This window comes from Neoroseomonas terrae, assembly GCF_018129025.1.
Lineage (GTDB): Bacteria > Pseudomonadota > Alphaproteobacteria > Acetobacterales > Acetobacteraceae > Neoroseomonas > Neoroseomonas terrae.
Genome location: NZ_JAAEDI010000008.1, coordinates 34,721 through 49,907 on the forward strand (window position 1 = coordinate 34,721; position 15,187 = coordinate 49,907).

Here is a 15,187-nt window from a genome sequence, read left to right on the forward strand (position 1 = left end):
GCCGGCCGGGCCGTTGATACGAGGGCCGCTTCGGGCCACCTTGCGCGGGTCCCTGGAGGACCAACGCCATGATCCGACGCCGCGGGCTTCTCGCTTCCGCGACCATCTTCGCTGCGCCTGCCGCCCTGGCGCAGCAGCCCGCCTGGCCGACGCGGCCGATCCGGCTGATCCTGCCGGACGCGCCGGGCAGCGGGAACGACACGACGGCGCGACTGATCGCGCCGCTGCTGGAAGCCTCCCTCGGCCAGCCGCTGGTGCCGGACAACCGCGGCGGCGCCGGCGGGCGCATCGGCGTGGAGGCCGCCTTCCGTGCGGCGCCCGACGGATACAACTTCCTGCTCGGCAATGCGGGGTCGAACGGCATCAACGCGGCGATCTATCGCGACCTGCCCTATGACCTGACCAACGCCTTCGACCCCATCGCGCTGCTGGTCGTCGGGCCGAATGCGCTGGTGGTGAACACGGCCGTGCTGCCGGTGAACGACGTCGCCGCGCTGATTGCGGCCATCAAGGCACGGCCGGGCCAGTTGAACTACGCATCCGGCGGCGTCGGGTCCTCGGCGCATATGTCGATGGAGCTGTTCAAGAACGAGGCGGGGCTCGACATCCAGCACGTGCCTTATCGCGGCACGCCGCAGCTTGCCCAGGCGGTGATCTCGGGGGAGGCGCCGGTCGCCTTCGCGAATCTGGTCAACGTCATGCCCTACATCGCGCGGGGCGAGATGAAGCTGCTCGCCGTCACCACGCCGCAGCGCCACCCCGACCTGCCGGAGGTGCCGACCGTGGCGGAAAGCGGCCTGCCGGGCTTCGAGACCATCGCCTGGAACGGCATCCTCGCGCCGAAGGGCACGCCCGAGCCGATCCGGCAGAAGCTGTGGGATGCGCTCGCCGCGCTCCGCGGCAATGCCACCTTGCAGGACCGCGTGCGGCTGCTGGGCGGCACCTACGTCGCTTCCACCCCGGCCGAGTTCCAGGCGCGGATCGACGCCGACATCGCGAAATGGAAGCACCTCGCCGAGGCTGCGAACATCCAGGCCCAATGACCATGCGCATCACTGCCGTCGAATACCTTGGCGTCAACGTCACGCCGAAGACCAACTGGTCCTTCCTGGTCGTCCGCACGGATGACGGGCGCAGCGGCATCGGCGAATGCACGCTGGCGAACCAGGAGGCGCTGCTGGAGGCCGAGGCCGCGCGCCTCGCCGCGATCGTGGTGGGGGAGGATGCAGGGGCGAGGAACCGGCTGGCGCGGCTGATCCCGCACGCGCCGGGCGGGCTCGTCGCCCATGCCGTGCTCTCGGCTTTCGAGCAGGCGCTGTGGGACCTCGCGGGACAGGAGGCAGGGCAGCCGATCCACGCATTGCTCGGCGGCGCGCTGCGCGATGCCGTCCCGCTCTATGCCAACATCAATCGCGGCGCCAATCCGCGCACGCCGGAAGGCTTCGCCGCCGCGGCGACGCGCGCCGTGTCCGACGGTTTCCGCGCGGTGAAGCTTGCGCCCTTCGAGCCGCTGGTGTGGGAGGACGCCGCCGATGCATCGCAGCGGGCGGCCTATCAGCAGGGCCTCGCCCGGATCGCGGCAGTGCGCGCAGCGGTCGGCGCAGACATCGACATCATGGTCGATGCGCATTGGCGCTTCTCCCCCGGCGGCGCGGCGCGACTGGTCCAGGACGTCGCGGCCTACGGCCTGTTCTGGCTGGAATGTCCCGTGTCGGAGGCGAACCACCCCGATATCCGCCGCGTCCGGTCCATGGCCAATGACCGCGGCATGCGCCTCGCGGGGGCGGAGTCGCTCGCCGGCCTCGGCGCCTATCGCACCATCATCGAGGCCGGCTGCTACGACGTGCTGATGCCCGACATCAAATACGCCGGCGGGCATGAGGAGATCCGCCGCATCGCCGCCCTGGCGCAGACCGCAGGCGTGGAAATCGCGCCGCACAACCCGACCGGCCCGGTCTGCCACGCGCATTCGGTGCATCTCTGTGCGACGATCCCGAACTTGTTGCCGCTCGAGGTTCAGTTCGGCGAGACGGAGCGCTTCTTCACCCTCGTCGGCGGTCACGACCTGCGCTTCGCGCGCGGCACGGCGACGCTGCCCGCCACGCCCGGCCTCGGCAACGCGATGGACGATGCCGGGGCGCGGCTGACGCCCTGGCAACCCATGCCCAAGCCCTGGCTGGATCCGCGGCTGGGCTGATGCCGACCTGGGTCGTCGCGACGCTGTTCGCCGGTCTGTTCCAGACCTGGCGGACGGCCCTTCAGCAGAAGCTGCGCGGGCAGCTTTCCGTGAATGCCGCCGCCGTGGTGCGGTACCTGTACGGCGTGCCGGTCGGCGCGTTGTTCGTGGTGCTGTACCTGTCCCTGATCGGCGGCAGCCTGTCCTCGCCGTCCTGGCTCTACCTGTTCTACTGCGTGCTGGGCGGGCTCGGGCAGATCATCGGGACCAACCTGTTGATCATGTCCTTCGGCCATCGCGGCTTCGCGGTCGGCACCGCTTATTCCAAGACCGAGGCCGTGCAGGCCGCCTTCATCGCGCTGATCTTCCTGGGTGAATCTTTCTCGCCGCTCGCCTGGCTCGGCATCGCGGTCTCGGTGACGGGCACGCTGTATCTCTCGCTCGCGGGGCGTGTCGCCTCCCTGCGCGAGGTCGCCGCGGCGACGGTGCAGCCGGCGGCGATCCTCGGCCTCAGCGCGGGCCTCGCCTTCGCCCTCTGCGCCCTGGCGATCCGCGAGGCGACGCAGACACTGGACGGCCCTGACCCGACGCTGCGCGCGCTGGAAACCCTCGTCGTCATCAACATGCTGCAGACGGTGATGCAGGGCGGCTGGCTGGTCGCACGTGAACGATCCTCCATCCCCGCGTTGTTCCGCACCTGGCGGTCCTCGGCGCAGGTGGGTGCGCTGTCGGCCTGCGGTTCGGCCTGCTGGTTCACCGGCTTTGCGTATGCCCCGGTTGCGCTGGTTCGCGCGGTGGGGCAGGTGGAGATCCTGTTCACGTTGCTGTTCAGCCGCTTCTTCCTGCATGAGCGGATGCGGCGCAGCGACATCATCGGGGCGCTGACGGTTGTCGCGGGGGTGGTGCTGGTGCTGCTGGGGCGGTGAGCGCCCCTTGCAAGCAACACCGGTCCACAGCCCATCCACCACGTCAGTTTGCTGGAATCGGTGCCTGTCGTTGCCAGATGGTACGGTGGACCTCGAAGCCGCTTGCCGCATCCGTCCAGCATGAGAGGATGGCCCGACGCCGCCCGGCGTCGAGATACCGGAGGAACTGGGTGCCGAGCACCGCACCGAAGCCGCGCCGGGGGGTGAAGCCCGCGGCCTCGTCCGTGAGCAGCGCCGGCGCAGCCCCGCCGCGCCAGCGCACGGCCGCGATGACGCAGTTCGAGGACCTGATCGAGATCCTCGAATCCGGCGGCTATTCGCAGCCGGTGCAGGGCCGCATCCTGCAGATCTTCGAGGTGGCGTGCCGGCTGTTCGCGCAGCGCGGCTTCGACGGCGTGTCGATGCGCGACATCGCGCAGGAATGCGGGATCTCCAAGGCGACTCTATACCACTACTTCCCGGACAAGGATTCGCTGCTGCGGCCGCTCGCCATGGGCATCACCAAGGCGCTGTACCTCGACGTCGCGAAGCATGACGATCCGTCGCTCGCCGCCACCGAGCGCCTGCGCCGGCTGGTCGGCGGCACCGCGCAGTTCTTCGAACGTCATCGCTGGGCCTGGATCGCGTCGGCCATCAGCTTCTGGCGCGATCCGAAGTCACAGACGCGGCGCGAGCGCATCGACTGGCGCGACCGCTACGAAGGCCTGGTGCGCGAGATCCTTGAAGCCGGCGTCGCCGCCGGGGAGTTCGGTAAGCTCGACGTGCCGGTCGCCGGCCGCATGATCATCGGCGCGCTGAACTGGATGCCGCGCTGGTACGACCCCAAGGGGGTGCTTACTGCGCCGGATATCGCGCTGTACTTCTGCGACATGGTGCTCGGCGGCATCCTGGCGCCGGCGAGACAGGCGCCGGACGCGCCCTGATACCCATTGCCCTCCGATGACGCGCCCCGCGAAGGGCATCAGAGCCTGATAGCCCGGTCCCGATCGCGGCGGCAGACGGTTGGAAGTCCTTGGCGCGAGATCCGCGGATAAGAGAACGATCCTTGGGCTGAAGCGCCTGAAAGGGCGCCGGACATTGCATCCCATTGCCGGCCGGGCACGCCGCCCTACCTCCTGCCGCAAGGGCCTCACGGCCAGTGCCGGCGTTGCGACCCCTGGCGCGGCGCCTGAACAGGAGCATCACCATGTCCAGCCGACGCCGCCTGCATCTGGGCGCCTTCATGCGGCCCGTGACGATCCATACCGGCGGCTGGCGCTATCCCGGCGCCTGGCCCGAGGCGAATTTCAGCTTCCCGCGCCTGAAGTACCTGATCCAGCGGCTGGAGGCCGGCAAGTTCGACGCCTTCTTCATGGCCGACCACCTGGCCCTGCTGAACATGCCGATCGAGGCGCTACGGCGGAGCCACACCGTCACCTCCTTCGATCCGCTGACGCTACTGCCGGCGCTGGCCGCGGTGACGGACCGCATCGGGCTGATCGCCACGGCCTCCACCACCTATAACGACCCGTATCACGTGGCCCGGAAATTCGCTTCGCTCGACCACATTTCGAACGGGCGGGCGGGGTGGAATGTGGTGACCACGGCGAACCCCGATGCGGCGCAGAATTTCGGCCATGACGCGCATATGGCCCATGGCGAGCGCTACAAGCGGGCCCGCGAGTTCTACGAGGTCGTGACCGGCCTATGGGACAGCTTCGCCGACGATGCCTTCATCCGCGACGTCGACAGCGGCATCTTCTGGGACCCCGCCAAGATGCATGTGCTGGACCATGTGGGCGAAGAACTGTCCGTTCGCGGGCCCCTGAACGTGGCGCGGCCGGTGCAGGGCTGGCCGGTCATCGTGCAGGCCGGCGCGTCGGATGCCGGGCGGCAACTGGCCGCGGAAACGGCGGAGATGGTCTTTGCCGCCGGCGGTCCCATCGCGGACGCACAGGCCTTCTACGCCGATGTGAAGGGCAGGGCGGCACGTCTCGGGCGCGACCCGGACGGCATCAAGATCCTGCCCGGCGCGTTGGTCGTCATAGGCGACACGGTCGAGGAAGCGAAGGCAAAGCGCGCCCATCTGGACAGCCTGGTGCACTACGACAGCGCCATCGGGTCGCTTTCCATCGCGCTCGGCGTAGATGCGCGCGCCTTCGATCCCGACGGCCCCCTGCCGCCGATCCCGGAGACGGAACACAGCAAGAGCGGTCGGGAGCGGGCCATCGCACTCGCGCAGCGGGACGGGCTGGCGGTCCGGCAGCTCGCCCAGCGTCTCGGCGGTTATGCCGGCGCGGCGATCGTCGGCACGCCGGCGACGATCGCCGACACCATGGAGGAATGGCTGGAGACCCGCGCCTGCGACGGCTTCAACGTCATGTTCCCGCACGTCCCGGCGGGTCTCGACGAGTTCGTCGAACGCGTCGTGCCGGAACTGCAGCGCCGCGGCCTGTTCCGCACGGAATACGAAGGAACGACCCTGCGCGATCATCTCGGGCTACCCCGGCCTGAGAACCGGTTCTTTGCCAAGGCGGCGCGGGCTGCGGAGTAGTGGAGTCCGGCAACGCCAGCGGCGCCGAGGTTCCGGAGCAGTTCCTGGAGATTGGAGGGGCTTTGCCCCTCCAAGCCACCCCAGCAAAGGCCGAAGGGCCTTTGCAAACCTCGACCTGGCGTTGTGCGTCGATGCCGGAATGGATGCCCGGACCCGCTCTTGCGCGCCACACGCGCCTGGAGGGGTCAATGAGCCGGTGATGCCCGGCACCAAAAGAGTGCGGTCCAGGTGCTCCAAGCACCTGGCGGGGTGGTTCGGAGGGGCAGGGCCCCTCCGATCTCAGACGCCTGGACCTGGCCGGGTCGGCCGCATGAGCCGAAGACCAGTTCCTCCCGCCTTTACGCCGGGATGAGCACCCCGCCGACGACGTGAATCACGCCGTTCGAGCAGAGCAGGTTCGACCGCACGACGGTCGCCGAGGCGCCGGAGGGCTGGGCGCCCAGGCGGGCTGCCTGGATCCGGGGCTCGGTCGGCGAGCCGCCGACGATCCGGATCTCCATGCCGCTCAGCGTGCGGACCCGGCCGTCGCGCGCGGTGATGTCCGGCAGGCGCAGGCGGCCGCCGGCGATCAGGCTGCGGAGCGAGTTCGCCCCGCCGTCGCGGAAGCTGGCCGGCGCCTGGGACCACGCCAGGTTGGTCGGGGCGAAGACGGTGAAGGGCCCGGGGCCCGACAGCAGTTCATTCAGCCCGGCGCTGCGCAGTGCCGACCGGAAGTCGGAGACCTCGGGCAGGATCCCGAGCACATCCATGATGGGGAAACGGCCATCGGCCGTGACCGGCTCACCGGCGCAGCCGGCCAGGACCAGGGCTCCGCCGCCGGCGGCGAAGAAAGAACGGCGCGTGATCACCGGCGCATCTCCTTGTTGACGGGGCGAATCGGGGCCCGCATGCGGGGCGCGGCCTTTTCGCGCCCCGGGGGGCTGAGGGCAAGCCCCGAGCGAGGGGCCGGTCATGGGATGCCCGCGAAACGGCGGAGCACCGCCAGAAGTTGCGGGCGAAGGGCAGCGTAGTCCTCGCTCATCGGGAAGTGGCCGAGGCCCTTCATGATCAACGCCTCGGCGCCGGGTATGGCGGCCGCGGTGGCAAGCGTGTCCTCGGGCCGGCAGGAATAGTCGTACTCGCCGGTCAGCAGCACGACCGGGCAGCGGGCGGTGTCGATGCGGGCCAGCTTCGGCCGCAGGTCGCCCTCGCCCTTGTAGAAGTGAAGGTCGCCCCGGAAGACGCCGGGCCCGCCCTGCATGTAGTGCCACAGCGTCTCCCAGCGGTCCCTGTCGGGTGCCGAGGGCGCGATCAGGCCGGACACCACGGCCGCGCAGACCTCCCCGCCATGGGCATGGGGATGATGCAGCCATTCCGTGTCGTAGTACGGCGCGACGAAGGCGGAGGATTGCAGGCCGATCACGCCGCGGACGGCGCTTGCGTGCTCGGCGGCGAGATCCAGCACGATTCGCCCGCCGATCGAACAGCCCATCACCACGGGCCGGTCGAGGCTCAGCGCGGCCGCGACGGCGAGTGCCATGCCGGTATAGGCGGCGGTGGTCAGGCGATACTCTCCATCCTGCCAGCCCTCGGGCGGGGAGGATTTGCCGTGCCAGGGCATGTCGAAGGCGATGCAGCGGAAGTGGTTGGTCACCGCCGCGTCGTTCATCAGGTGCCGCCACTGCCGCCCATCGGAGCCGGCGGTGTGGAGCAGCAGCAGCGGCACGCCCTGGCCGGCTTCCTCGACGTAGAGCCGGTGCGTCCGACCCTCGAGATCGAGCCGCAGGTAGCGGCCGATGATGGGCTCGATCACGCCGCATCCTCCCGCAACAGGGCGAACAGGCCCTTGAACCAGAACAGATGCGCCATGAAGGGCTGGAGGTCGCCCTCCACCCGCAGGGCGCCGTGGCGCATCAGTGCCATCAGGTCGTGCCAGCCCGGTGGGGGCGGGTTCGCCAGGAAGCGCACCAAGCCGTCAGGCGCGAATCGCAGCGCCAGGTCGAAACGGGGCATCAGCGACGGGGCGGGGCCGGCACTGACCAGCATGCCGTCGCGGATCGCAAGGATGACAGCCTGATCGCCGGCATCGACCAGCACCTGGGCGGTCAGATGCCGTCCCCACCGTGCGAGGCCCGGCGCGGCGGCGGCCCGGGCAGGCAAGGCGGCGAAGTTCATGGGCGCGTCGCCCCTGATCGGCGCATGGCGTTTCCCCTATCGTTTCGGACCAGGCTAGACCGTGGGTCGCCGGGGTCAAACCCTGCCCTTCGCGCGGGATTCCGGCTAAACGGGACGGCCAGCCTGTCCGAGGACGCCCGTGGTCGAGATCACCTCCCCCGCCTTCAAGGAGAACGCCGCGCGCGCCCTGTCCGATCCGGGGCTGCAGAAGGCGCTCGGCAAGGCCAAGGGCGCGTTCCTCCAGCGCCGGGCCGAGGCGGTCTCGCGCCTGCCGGAATTCGAGCAGCTTCGGGACATCGGCCGGGACATCAAGAACCACACCATCGCCAATCTCGATTTCTACCTCGAGACCTTCGCGGCGAATGTCGAACGCGCCGGCGGCACGGTGCATTGGTGCTCGACTGCCGAGGATGCGCGCGCGGCGGTGCTCGAGATCTGCCGCAATGCCGGCGCGAAGACCGTCACCAAGGGCAAGTCGATGATCTCCGAGGAGATCGCGGTCAACGACCATCTGGAGAAGCATGGCATCACGCCGGTCGAGACCGACCTTGGCGAATACATCATCCAGCTTCGGCGCGAGCATCCGTCGCACATCATCGCCCCGGCCTTCCACCTGAACCGCGAGGATTGGGAGGCTGATTTCCGCCGGATGCACACGGACCTCGACCCGAACCGCGTGTTCAATGAACGGCGCGACATCCTGGCGGAGGCGCGCACCAAGCTGCGATCGAGGTTCCTCGCCGCCGATGTCGGCATCACGGGTGCGAACTTCCTGATCGCGGAGACGGGCTCCTCCGTCATCGTTACCAATGAGGGCAATGGCGATCTGACGCAGACCCTGCCGCGCGTGCACATCGCGCTGGCATCGATCGAGAAGGTCGTGCCGACGCTGGAAGACGCGACGTCCCTGCTGCGGCTGCTCGCGCGGTCGGCGACGGGCCAGGATTTCTCCGTCTACACGACCTTCAGCACCGGGGCACGGCGGCCCGCCGACCTGGATGGGCCGGAGGAGTACCACGTCGTCCTCATCGACAACGGCCGTTCCAACATGATCGGGTCGGACTTCCAGGAGATGCTCCGCTGCATCCGCTGCGCGGCCTGCATGAACCACTGCCCGGTCTATGGGGTTACGGGCGGGCACGCCTATGGCTGGGTCTATCCGGGCCCGATGGGATCGGTGCTGACACCTTCGCTGGTCGGCATCGACAAGACTGCGCTGCTGCCGAACGCCTCCACCTTCTGCGGCAAGTGCGAGAGCGTGTGCCCCGTGAAGATCCCGCTGCCGGGACTGATGCGCCATTGGCGGGAACGGGAATTCGAGCGCCACCTGACGCCGCGCGCGGTGCGGCGCAACCTTGGTCTCTGGGCGTGGTTCGCGAAGCGGCCGGGGCTGTATCGCGCGGTGACCCGCACCGCGATGGCCGCGCTGTCCTGGCTTTCGCGCGGCAAAGGGGCGTTCACGTCGCTGCCGCTCGCCGGCGGCTGGACGGCAGGGCGCGACCTGCCGGCGCCGGAACCGGGCGGCACCTTCATGGCGCGCTACGCAAAGATGCAGCGGGGCCGCTGATGACCAAGGACGCCATCCTCGCTTCCATCCGCCGCGGCCTGCGGCGCGGACCGTTGCCGGCCGACCAGCGCGCCATGCTGGACGGACGCCTTGCGACCCACCCGCGCCACCTGATCCCGGCGCGGTCCCGTGTGCCGCGTCCCGAGCAGGTCGCGCTGTTCATCCACAACGTCGAGAAGGAGTTCGGCACCGTCGATCGCGTGACCGACGCCGCCGATATCCCGGCCGCGGTCGCGGAGTATCTCGCGTCGCAGAACCTGCCGCCGCGCGTCGTCATGGCGCCGCACCCGGAACTTCAGGCGCTGCCCTGGGCCGGCAAGCCGCTGCTGGACGTCGAGGCGCGGCGCGCGGAAGCGACCGACGCCGTTTCGGTGCAGCACGGCTATGCCGCGATCGCAGAGACCGGCACGCTGATGCTGCCCTCCGATCCCGCGCGGCCGACGACGCTCAACGTTCTGGCGGAAACGGAGATCGTCGTGCTCCGCACCTCCCGCATCCACGGGGCCTACGAGGAAGCATGGGACACGCTGCGGCGTGAGCGCACCGACCCGATCACCGGCGGCTTCATGCCGCGCAACGTGATGCTGGTGACTGGTCCCTCGCGCAGCGCGGATATCGAGCAGACGCTGGAACTCGGTGCCCATGGGCCGCGGCGGCTGCACATCATCCTGCTGGACGACGATCCCGCCGCCCTGCCCGGCGCATGACACGTCGACGCCTGCGAGGCCTGTCCGAGGCGGACCGCGCCCTGTGGCGCGCCTTCGCGGCCGAGATCGTGCCGCTGCCCGGCCGGGAACTGCCGCCGGAGGTGGCCGCGCCGGTGGCAGCCCCGCCGGCGCTTCCCGCCGCTGCCAGCCTGGCGCCGTCCCCCCCTTCGCCGCGCTGGACACCGCCGCCCGACATCGCGGTGAACGCGCCGCCCGCCGGCCTGGACGACCGCCGGTGGCGCGACCTGCGGCGCGGCAGGATCAGGCCGGAACGCACCATCGACCTGCACGGACGCCGGGCGCAGGAGGCGCATGCGGCGGTCCACGCCTTCCTGGCCGAGGCCTATGCCGACGGGGTCCGTTGCGTGTCAGTCATCACGGGACGCGGTTCGACCACTGAGGGCGGTGTGTTGCGGCGCGAATTGCCGCACTGGCTGAATGCGCCGGACTTGCGCCGAATCATCCTGGGGGCCGCGCATCCGCATCGGGCGAATACCGGATCGGTGCACCTGCTGCTGCGACGGCGGCGGTAGCAACCACCGTCGCCGCCAAGGGCGCCAGGAGGGCGAGCGACGGCATTGGCCGCTCGCCGTTCTGCGGCGGAACCCGCTACGAGATTACCCGCCCCAGCGCCGCCTTGTAGCGCTCGGCCACCCGCGGCTTCACCTCGGGATTGATGATCCGCGGCGGGAAGCGACCGGCCACGAAGTCGGAGAACGCCTCGGCAGCAATACGGGTGATCATCGACCGGCTTTCGTGGGTCACGCCGGCCGTGTGCTGTGTGCAGATGACGTTCGGCAGGGACAGCAGCGGGTGGTTACCCGGCGGTGGCTCCTGCTCCCACACATCGAGGCCGGCGGCGGCCAAGTGGCCGGACTTCAGCGCCTCGGCGAGCGACGCCTCGTCATGGATCGACCCGCGCGCCGTCGTGACCAGCACCGAGCCGGGCTTCATCGCCGCGAAAGCGTTCGCCGCCATCATGGTGCGGGATTCGGGCGTCAGCGGGCAGTGCAGGGAAACGACGTCGCACTGGGCGAGCATGGTGGCGAGGTCGTCGATCTTCTCCGCTCCGCGGTCGGCGACCGTCGCCGCGTCCACATAGGGGTCGTAGGCCAGAACCCGGCAGTGGAAGGCCGCATTGAGGATCGCCGCCGTCCGGGTCCCGACATTGCCGATGCCGACCAGCCCGACCGTCTTGCCGTAGAGGTTGCGGCCCATGAATTCCTCGCGCCGCTGGGCGCGACCTTCGCGCATCGCGGCGTGACACTCGCCGAACCGCTTCAGGGAGGCGAGCATCATGCCGACGGCGTGCTCGGCGACCGCCTCGGCATTGCCGCCGGCCTGGTTCACCAGCAGCACGCCGGCGCGGGTGCAGGCGCCGGGCTCGATCGTGTCGTAGCCCGCGCCCTGGGACGCCGCCATCAGCAGGTTCGGCAGGCGGGCGAGCAGCTCGTCTTGCACATGCATCGGCTTCGGCAGCTCGTCCCGCGAGGCGCGGACATAGTAGCCCTGGCACGTCTCGAGCACCTTGATCGCGGCGTCCACCCCGTCGTCGAGCGTCATGCGCACCACTTCGAGCGCCGGGTCCTGCGCCGCGGTGTCGAGGAAGGTCTGGTGCGGCACCTTGATCAGATAGCCGATGCGGAAGCGGGATGGCGAAGCGGACACCTGGCGTTTTCCCCCGATAGGACGATCCGTCCTGCGTAGCGCGGGTCGCGGGGTCGCGCCAGAGCAGGGCTTGCCGCCGGCGGCGGCGGATGGCACCCCTGGCTGCAAGCATTGGGGGAAGGAGACGCCATGGACATCGGCGGGCTGTTCTCGCTGGCGGGGCGGCGGGCCTTCGTGACGGGCGCCTCGGGTGTGCTGGGCGGGCATTTCGCGCGGGTGCTGCACGGCGCGGGGGCGTCCGTGGCGCTCGCGGCGCGGCGGGCGGAGGCAACGGCGGCGCTGGCCGGAGTGCTCGGCGCGCGCACCGTATCGGTGCCGCTTGACGTGACCGACGCGGCCTCGATCCCGGCGGCCTTCGAGGCGGCGGAGGCCGTCCTGGGCGGCCCATGCGACATCCTGGTGAACAATGCCGGCATCGCGGTGACCAAGCCCTTCCTGCAACAGGACGCGGCCGATTGGGACGCGGTGATCGACGTCAACCTGCGCGGCTGCTTCCTGGTGGGGCAGGAGGCCGCGAAGCGGCTCGCCGCCGCGAAGCAGCCCGGCGCCATCATCAACATCGCCTCGGTGCTGGGAGAGCGCATCATCCCGGGCGTGGCCGGATACACCGCGGCCAAGGCCGGGCTGCTGCACCTGACACGACAGATGGCGGTGGAGCTCGCGCGCTACGGCATCCGGGTCAACGCCATCGCGCCGGGCTATGTCGCGACGGACATCAACCGGGACTACTTCGCCTCCGACCAGGGCCAGGCGATGATCAAGCGCATTCCGCAGCGGCGGCTGGGGTCGCCCGATGACCTGACGGGTCCGCTGCTGCTCCTCGCCTCCGCCGCCGGCGCGCACATGACGGGCGCGACGCTGACGGTGGATGGCGGGCATTCGGTCAATCCGCTTTAGTTTGATCGTGCGATTCAGACCTCCGGCGTTGTCGTGCCCGCGGTCATCGTACTCTGAGGAACGCCGCCCATGGATTTCGTCCTGCCGCCTGAGATCGAGGAAGTCCGGCAGCGCATCCGCCGCTTCGTGGATGAGCAGCTGATCCCGCTGGAATCCGACCGCGCGAACTACGACGAACACGAGAACATCGCGCCGGGCGTTCTGACCGACATGCGCCGCGCCGCGAAGGCGGAAGGCCTGTGGGCGTTGCAGATGCCGAAGCGCCTCGGGGGGATGGAGCTGCCGCGCATCGGCATGGCCGCCTGCTATGAGGAAATGAACCGCTCCATCTTCGGCCCCGTCGTGTTCAACAGCGCAGCACCCGACGACGGCAACATGATGATCCTTGATCGCGTGCTGCCGGAACACATGAAGGACCGCTGGCTGAAGCCCATCGTGGATGGCGCGGTGCAATCGGCCTTCGCCATGACGGAACCGGATGGCTGCGGATCGGACCCCGGCCTGACCTACACCAAGGCAGAGCGTGTCGGGAACGACCGCTGGCGCATCACCGGCCGCAAGCACTTCATCACCGGCGCGGGCAACGCGAAGATCTTCATCATCATCGCGCGCACCTCGGACGATGAGCGCAAGGGCCTGTCGGCCTTCCTGTTCGATGCCGAGGATGCGGGCTGGCGCATCGTCCGCCGCATCCCGATCATGGGGCCGGAGGAGCATGGCGGGCATTGCGAGCTGGAGTTCGACGGGCTGGAGATCCCGGATGAGCAGCGCCTGCTCGGCGTCGGCGACGGGCTCAAGCTGACGCAGATGCGGCTGGGCGTGGCACGGCTGACGCATTGCATGCGCTGGACCGGCCTCGCGCGGCGGTCCTTGGAAGTCGCGATGGAGCGCGTGAAGCATCGCGATTCCTTCGGCATGAAGCTGATCGACCGCGAGAGCGTGCAGGGGCTGATCGGTCAGGCGGCGATGGAGATCGAGATCGGCCGCCAGTTGACGATGCGCGCGGCCTGGGCGCTCGACCAGGGGTCTTTCGCGCGGAAGGAAGTGTCGATGGCGAAGATCGTCGTGGCCGATGCCTTGCAAAAGGCGGTGGACACGGCGCTGCAGCTCCTCGGCGCGCGGGGTTATTCCAAGGACACGGTGATCGAATGGATCTACCGCTACGCCCGCCAGGCGCGGCTGGTGGATGGCGCATCAGAGGTGCATCGCATGGTGCTGGCCGGCATGCTGCGCGCCGAGGGCGACGGCTTCTTCCGCTGGGGCGAGGCCGGGCGTGGATGAGGCGCGCCGCGACCGGCTGACCGACTGGCTGCGCGCGGCCAGCGGCGATGCGTCGCTGACGATCGGGCGCATGGCGCTGCTGTCGGGCGGCGCCATCCAGCAGAACTGGGCGGTGGACGTCTCGGGCGGGCATGAATGGGTGTTGCGGACGGACAATGCGGCGACGCTGGCCGTATCGCATGGCCGCGCGCAGGAATTCGCTCTGCTGCGGGCGGCCTTCGCGGCCGGCGTGACGGTGCCGGAATCGCTGTTTCTCTGCGAGGACAGAGACATCATAGGCGCGCCGTTCTTCGTCATGCGGCGCGTCGCCGGCACTGCTGCCGGGTTCCGCGTGGTGAAAAGCGACACGCTCGGCGGCGGGCGCGTGGCTTGTGCGCGATCGCTGGGGCGCGAACTGGCGCGCATCCACAGCATCACGCCGCCGCGCGACGACCTGGCGTTCCTCGGCGCCGCACCGAACGATCCTTGCCGCGCTTTCATCGCTGAACAGCGCGCTGCACTGGACCGTCAGCGCCTGCCGCGGCCGGTGCTCGAATGGGGCTTGCGGCATCTGGAACGCACCGCGCCGCCAGCCATCCCCGCCGCGCTGGTCCACAACGATTTCCGTACCGGCAACATCATGCTGGACGAGACCGGCGTCACCGCCGTGCTCGATTGGGAATTCTCCTGCTGGTCGGACCCGCATGCCGATCTCGGCTGGCTCTGCGCGAAATGCTGGCGCTTCGGGAATGACGCGCAGGAGGCCGGTGGCATCGGGCCGCGCGCGGCGCTGTATGAGGGCTATGGGACGCCGGATGATGCCCGGGTGCGCTGGTGGGAACTAGCCGCCCATATCCGCTGGGCGTCGATCGCTGTGGATCAGGCGGAACGCCACATCTCCGGCTTGGAGCGCAGCCTGGAACTGGCGCTGACGGGCCACATGGTCCCCGGCCTGGAATGGGAGATCTTGCGCATGGTGGAGGCCCGCGATGGACGGTGAGGACCCTCAGGCGGCCGATCTGCTCGCTACCGCGCGGGACGTGCTGCTGAACGACCTGCTGCCGGCACTGCCGTCGGACAAGGCGTTTGCGGCACGCATGATTGCGAACGCCATGGCGATCGCTGCGCGGGCAGCGGAAGCCACGCCCGGCCCGGATGCGGATCTGCGCGCGCTCGCCGCCGATATCCGGGCGGGACGCTGCGATCCCGGCTCCGCCCGCCATGCGGAGACAGCGGCGCTGCTCGACGCCATAACCCGCGCGCGTTGCGCCGTCAGCGCGCCGCGCGCCCTGGGATGAC

Annotated in this window: 17 protein-coding genes; 12 read left to right on the top strand and 5 right to left on the bottom strand. The window is 69.7% G+C overall.

Annotation, left to right across the window (positions count from 1 at the left end):
* The first annotated feature begins 68 nt into the window (after window positions 1-68).
* Genes GXW78_RS08820 through GXW78_RS08830 form a run of 3 tightly spaced genes read left to right on the top strand, consistent with a single transcriptional unit; the run spans window position 69 to window position 3,102 of the window.
* Window positions 69-1,043: a Bug family tripartite tricarboxylate transporter substrate binding protein gene (locus GXW78_RS08820; RefSeq protein ID WP_211867972.1), complete on the top strand. Its 975-nt coding sequence runs from the start codon at window positions 69-71 to the stop codon at window positions 1,041-1,043.
* Window positions 1,040-2,197: a mandelate racemase/muconate lactonizing enzyme family protein gene (locus GXW78_RS08825; protein ID WP_211867973.1), complete on the top strand. Its 1,158-nt coding sequence runs from the start codon at window positions 1,040-1,042 to the stop codon at window positions 2,195-2,197. The genes GXW78_RS08820 and GXW78_RS08825 overlap by 4 nt, the downstream gene beginning before the upstream one ends.
* Window positions 2,197-3,102 (top strand): DMT family transporter, encoded by a 906-nt coding sequence (locus GXW78_RS08830; RefSeq protein ID WP_211867974.1) that lies wholly within the window; start codon window positions 2,197-2,199, stop codon window positions 3,100-3,102. The genes GXW78_RS08825 and GXW78_RS08830 overlap by 1 nt, the downstream gene beginning before the upstream one ends.
* Before the next feature lie 43 nt (window positions 3,103-3,145).
* Here the strand turns inward: GXW78_RS08830 and GXW78_RS08835 are convergent, their stop codons facing one another.
* Entirely contained in the window at window positions 3,146-3,364 is a 219-nt protein-coding gene (locus GXW78_RS08835) for a hypothetical protein (protein WP_211867975.1), read from the bottom strand.
* Between the two features lie 7 nt (window positions 3,365-3,371).
* On the opposite strand from GXW78_RS08835, the gene GXW78_RS08840 reads away from it, so the two are divergent.
* A complete protein-coding gene (locus tag GXW78_RS08840; RefSeq protein ID WP_211867976.1) occupies window positions 3,372-4,025 on the top strand; it encodes a TetR/AcrR family transcriptional regulator in 654 nt (217 codons plus the stop codon).
* A 263-nt stretch (window positions 4,026-4,288) separates the two neighbouring features.
* Window positions 4,289-5,635 (top strand): LLM class flavin-dependent oxidoreductase, encoded by a 1,347-nt coding sequence (locus GXW78_RS08845; protein WP_211867978.1) that lies wholly within the window; start codon window positions 4,289-4,291, stop codon window positions 5,633-5,635.
* A gap of 338 nt (window positions 5,636-5,973) precedes the next feature.
* Here GXW78_RS08845 and GXW78_RS08850 read toward each other — a convergent pair whose 3' ends face one another.
* From GXW78_RS08850 to GXW78_RS08860, 3 genes are all read right to left on the bottom strand, one after another.
* Window positions 5,974-6,483 (bottom strand): fasciclin domain-containing protein, encoded by a 510-nt coding sequence (locus GXW78_RS08850; RefSeq protein ID WP_211867980.1) that lies wholly within the window; start codon window positions 6,481-6,483, stop codon window positions 5,974-5,976.
* Between the two features lie 101 nt (window positions 6,484-6,584).
* Complete coding sequence (locus GXW78_RS08855; RefSeq protein WP_211867982.1) at window positions 6,585-7,427, bottom strand: alpha/beta fold hydrolase; 843 nt, start codon at window positions 7,425-7,427, stop codon at window positions 6,585-6,587.
* A complete protein-coding gene (locus GXW78_RS08860; RefSeq protein ID WP_211867984.1) occupies window positions 7,424-7,789 on the bottom strand; it encodes a hypothetical protein in 366 nt (121 codons plus the stop codon). Before GXW78_RS08860 ends, GXW78_RS08855 begins: the two co-directional genes overlap by 4 nt.
* Window positions 7,790-7,928: 139 nt before the next feature.
* Between GXW78_RS08860 and GXW78_RS08865 the strand changes: the two genes are divergently transcribed.
* The 3 genes from GXW78_RS08865 to GXW78_RS08875 are packed head-to-tail and all read left to right on the top strand — an operon-like array spanning window position 7,929 to window position 10,596.
* The gene (locus GXW78_RS08865; RefSeq protein WP_211867986.1) at window positions 7,929-9,356 is read left to right on the top strand and encodes a LutB/LldF family L-lactate oxidation iron-sulfur protein; all 1,428 of its coding nucleotides are present in this window, start codon (window positions 7,929-7,931) and stop codon (window positions 9,354-9,356) included.
* Window positions 9,356-10,063, top strand: coding sequence for a LutC/YkgG family protein (locus tag GXW78_RS08870; protein ID WP_211867988.1), 708 nt, complete (start codon window positions 9,356-9,358; stop codon window positions 10,061-10,063). Before GXW78_RS08865 ends, GXW78_RS08870 begins: the two co-directional genes overlap by 1 nt.
* Window positions 10,060-10,596 (top strand): Smr/MutS family protein, encoded by a 537-nt coding sequence (locus GXW78_RS08875; protein ID WP_211867990.1) that lies wholly within the window; start codon window positions 10,060-10,062, stop codon window positions 10,594-10,596. The genes GXW78_RS08870 and GXW78_RS08875 overlap by 4 nt, the downstream gene beginning before the upstream one ends.
* 76 nt (window positions 10,597-10,672) lie before the next feature.
* Here GXW78_RS08875 and GXW78_RS08880 read toward each other — a convergent pair whose 3' ends face one another.
* Window positions 10,673-11,731, bottom strand: a complete 1,059-nt coding sequence (locus tag GXW78_RS08880) for an NAD(P)-dependent oxidoreductase (protein ID WP_211867992.1) — start codon at window positions 11,729-11,731, stop codon at window positions 10,673-10,675.
* A 129-nt stretch (window positions 11,732-11,860) separates the two neighbouring features.
* On the opposite strand from GXW78_RS08880, the gene GXW78_RS08885 reads away from it, so the two are divergent.
* The 4 genes from GXW78_RS08885 (at window position 11,861) to GXW78_RS08900 (ending at window position 15,186) form a co-directional block, all read left to right on the top strand.
* Window positions 11,861-12,628: an SDR family NAD(P)-dependent oxidoreductase gene (locus tag GXW78_RS08885; protein WP_211867994.1), complete on the top strand. Its 768-nt coding sequence runs from the start codon at window positions 11,861-11,863 to the stop codon at window positions 12,626-12,628.
* 69 nt (window positions 12,629-12,697) lie between these two features.
* Window positions 12,698-13,909 (top strand): acyl-CoA dehydrogenase family protein, encoded by a 1,212-nt coding sequence (locus GXW78_RS08890; RefSeq protein ID WP_211867996.1) that lies wholly within the window; start codon window positions 12,698-12,700, stop codon window positions 13,907-13,909.
* Window positions 13,902-14,888: a phosphotransferase family protein gene (locus tag GXW78_RS08895; RefSeq protein ID WP_211867999.1), complete on the top strand. Its 987-nt coding sequence runs from the start codon at window positions 13,902-13,904 to the stop codon at window positions 14,886-14,888. The genes GXW78_RS08890 and GXW78_RS08895 overlap by 8 nt, the downstream gene beginning before the upstream one ends.
* Entirely contained in the window at window positions 14,878-15,186 is a 309-nt protein-coding gene (locus tag GXW78_RS08900; protein WP_211868000.1) for a DUF6285 domain-containing protein, read from the top strand. Before GXW78_RS08895 ends, GXW78_RS08900 begins: the two co-directional genes overlap by 11 nt.
* Window position 15,187 lies beyond the last annotated feature (1 nt).

Excerpts from the sequence above, each read along its gene's own strand:
- GXW78_RS08820 (WP_211867972.1), top strand. The coding sequence starts at position 69 with ATGATCCGACGCCGCGGGCTTCTCGCTTCCGCGACCATCTTCGCTGCG.
- GXW78_RS08825 (WP_211867973.1), top strand. The coding sequence starts at position 1,040 with ATGACCATGCGCATCACTGCCGTCGAATACCTTGGCGTCAACGTCACG.
- GXW78_RS08830 (WP_211867974.1), top strand. The coding sequence starts at position 2,197 with ATGCCGACCTGGGTCGTCGCGACGCTGTTCGCCGGTCTGTTCCAGACC.
- GXW78_RS08840 (WP_211867976.1), top strand. The coding sequence starts at position 3,372 with ATGACGCAGTTCGAGGACCTGATCGAGATCCTCGAATCCGGCGGCTAT.
- GXW78_RS08845 (WP_211867978.1), top strand. The coding sequence starts at position 4,289 with ATGTCCAGCCGACGCCGCCTGCATCTGGGCGCCTTCATGCGGCCCGTG.
- GXW78_RS08860 (WP_211867984.1), bottom strand. The coding sequence starts at position 7,789 with ATGAACTTCGCCGCCTTGCCTGCCCGGGCCGCCGCCGCGCCGGGCCTC.
- GXW78_RS08870 (WP_211867988.1), top strand. The coding sequence starts at position 9,356 with ATGACCAAGGACGCCATCCTCGCTTCCATCCGCCGCGGCCTGCGGCGC.
- GXW78_RS08875 (WP_211867990.1), top strand. The coding sequence starts at position 10,060 with ATGACACGTCGACGCCTGCGAGGCCTGTCCGAGGCGGACCGCGCCCTG.
- GXW78_RS08885 (WP_211867994.1), top strand. The coding sequence starts at position 11,861 with ATGGACATCGGCGGGCTGTTCTCGCTGGCGGGGCGGCGGGCCTTCGTG.
- GXW78_RS08890 (WP_211867996.1), top strand. The coding sequence starts at position 12,698 with ATGGATTTCGTCCTGCCGCCTGAGATCGAGGAAGTCCGGCAGCGCATC.
- GXW78_RS08900 (WP_211868000.1), top strand. The coding sequence starts at position 14,878 with ATGGACGGTGAGGACCCTCAGGCGGCCGATCTGCTCGCTACCGCGCGG.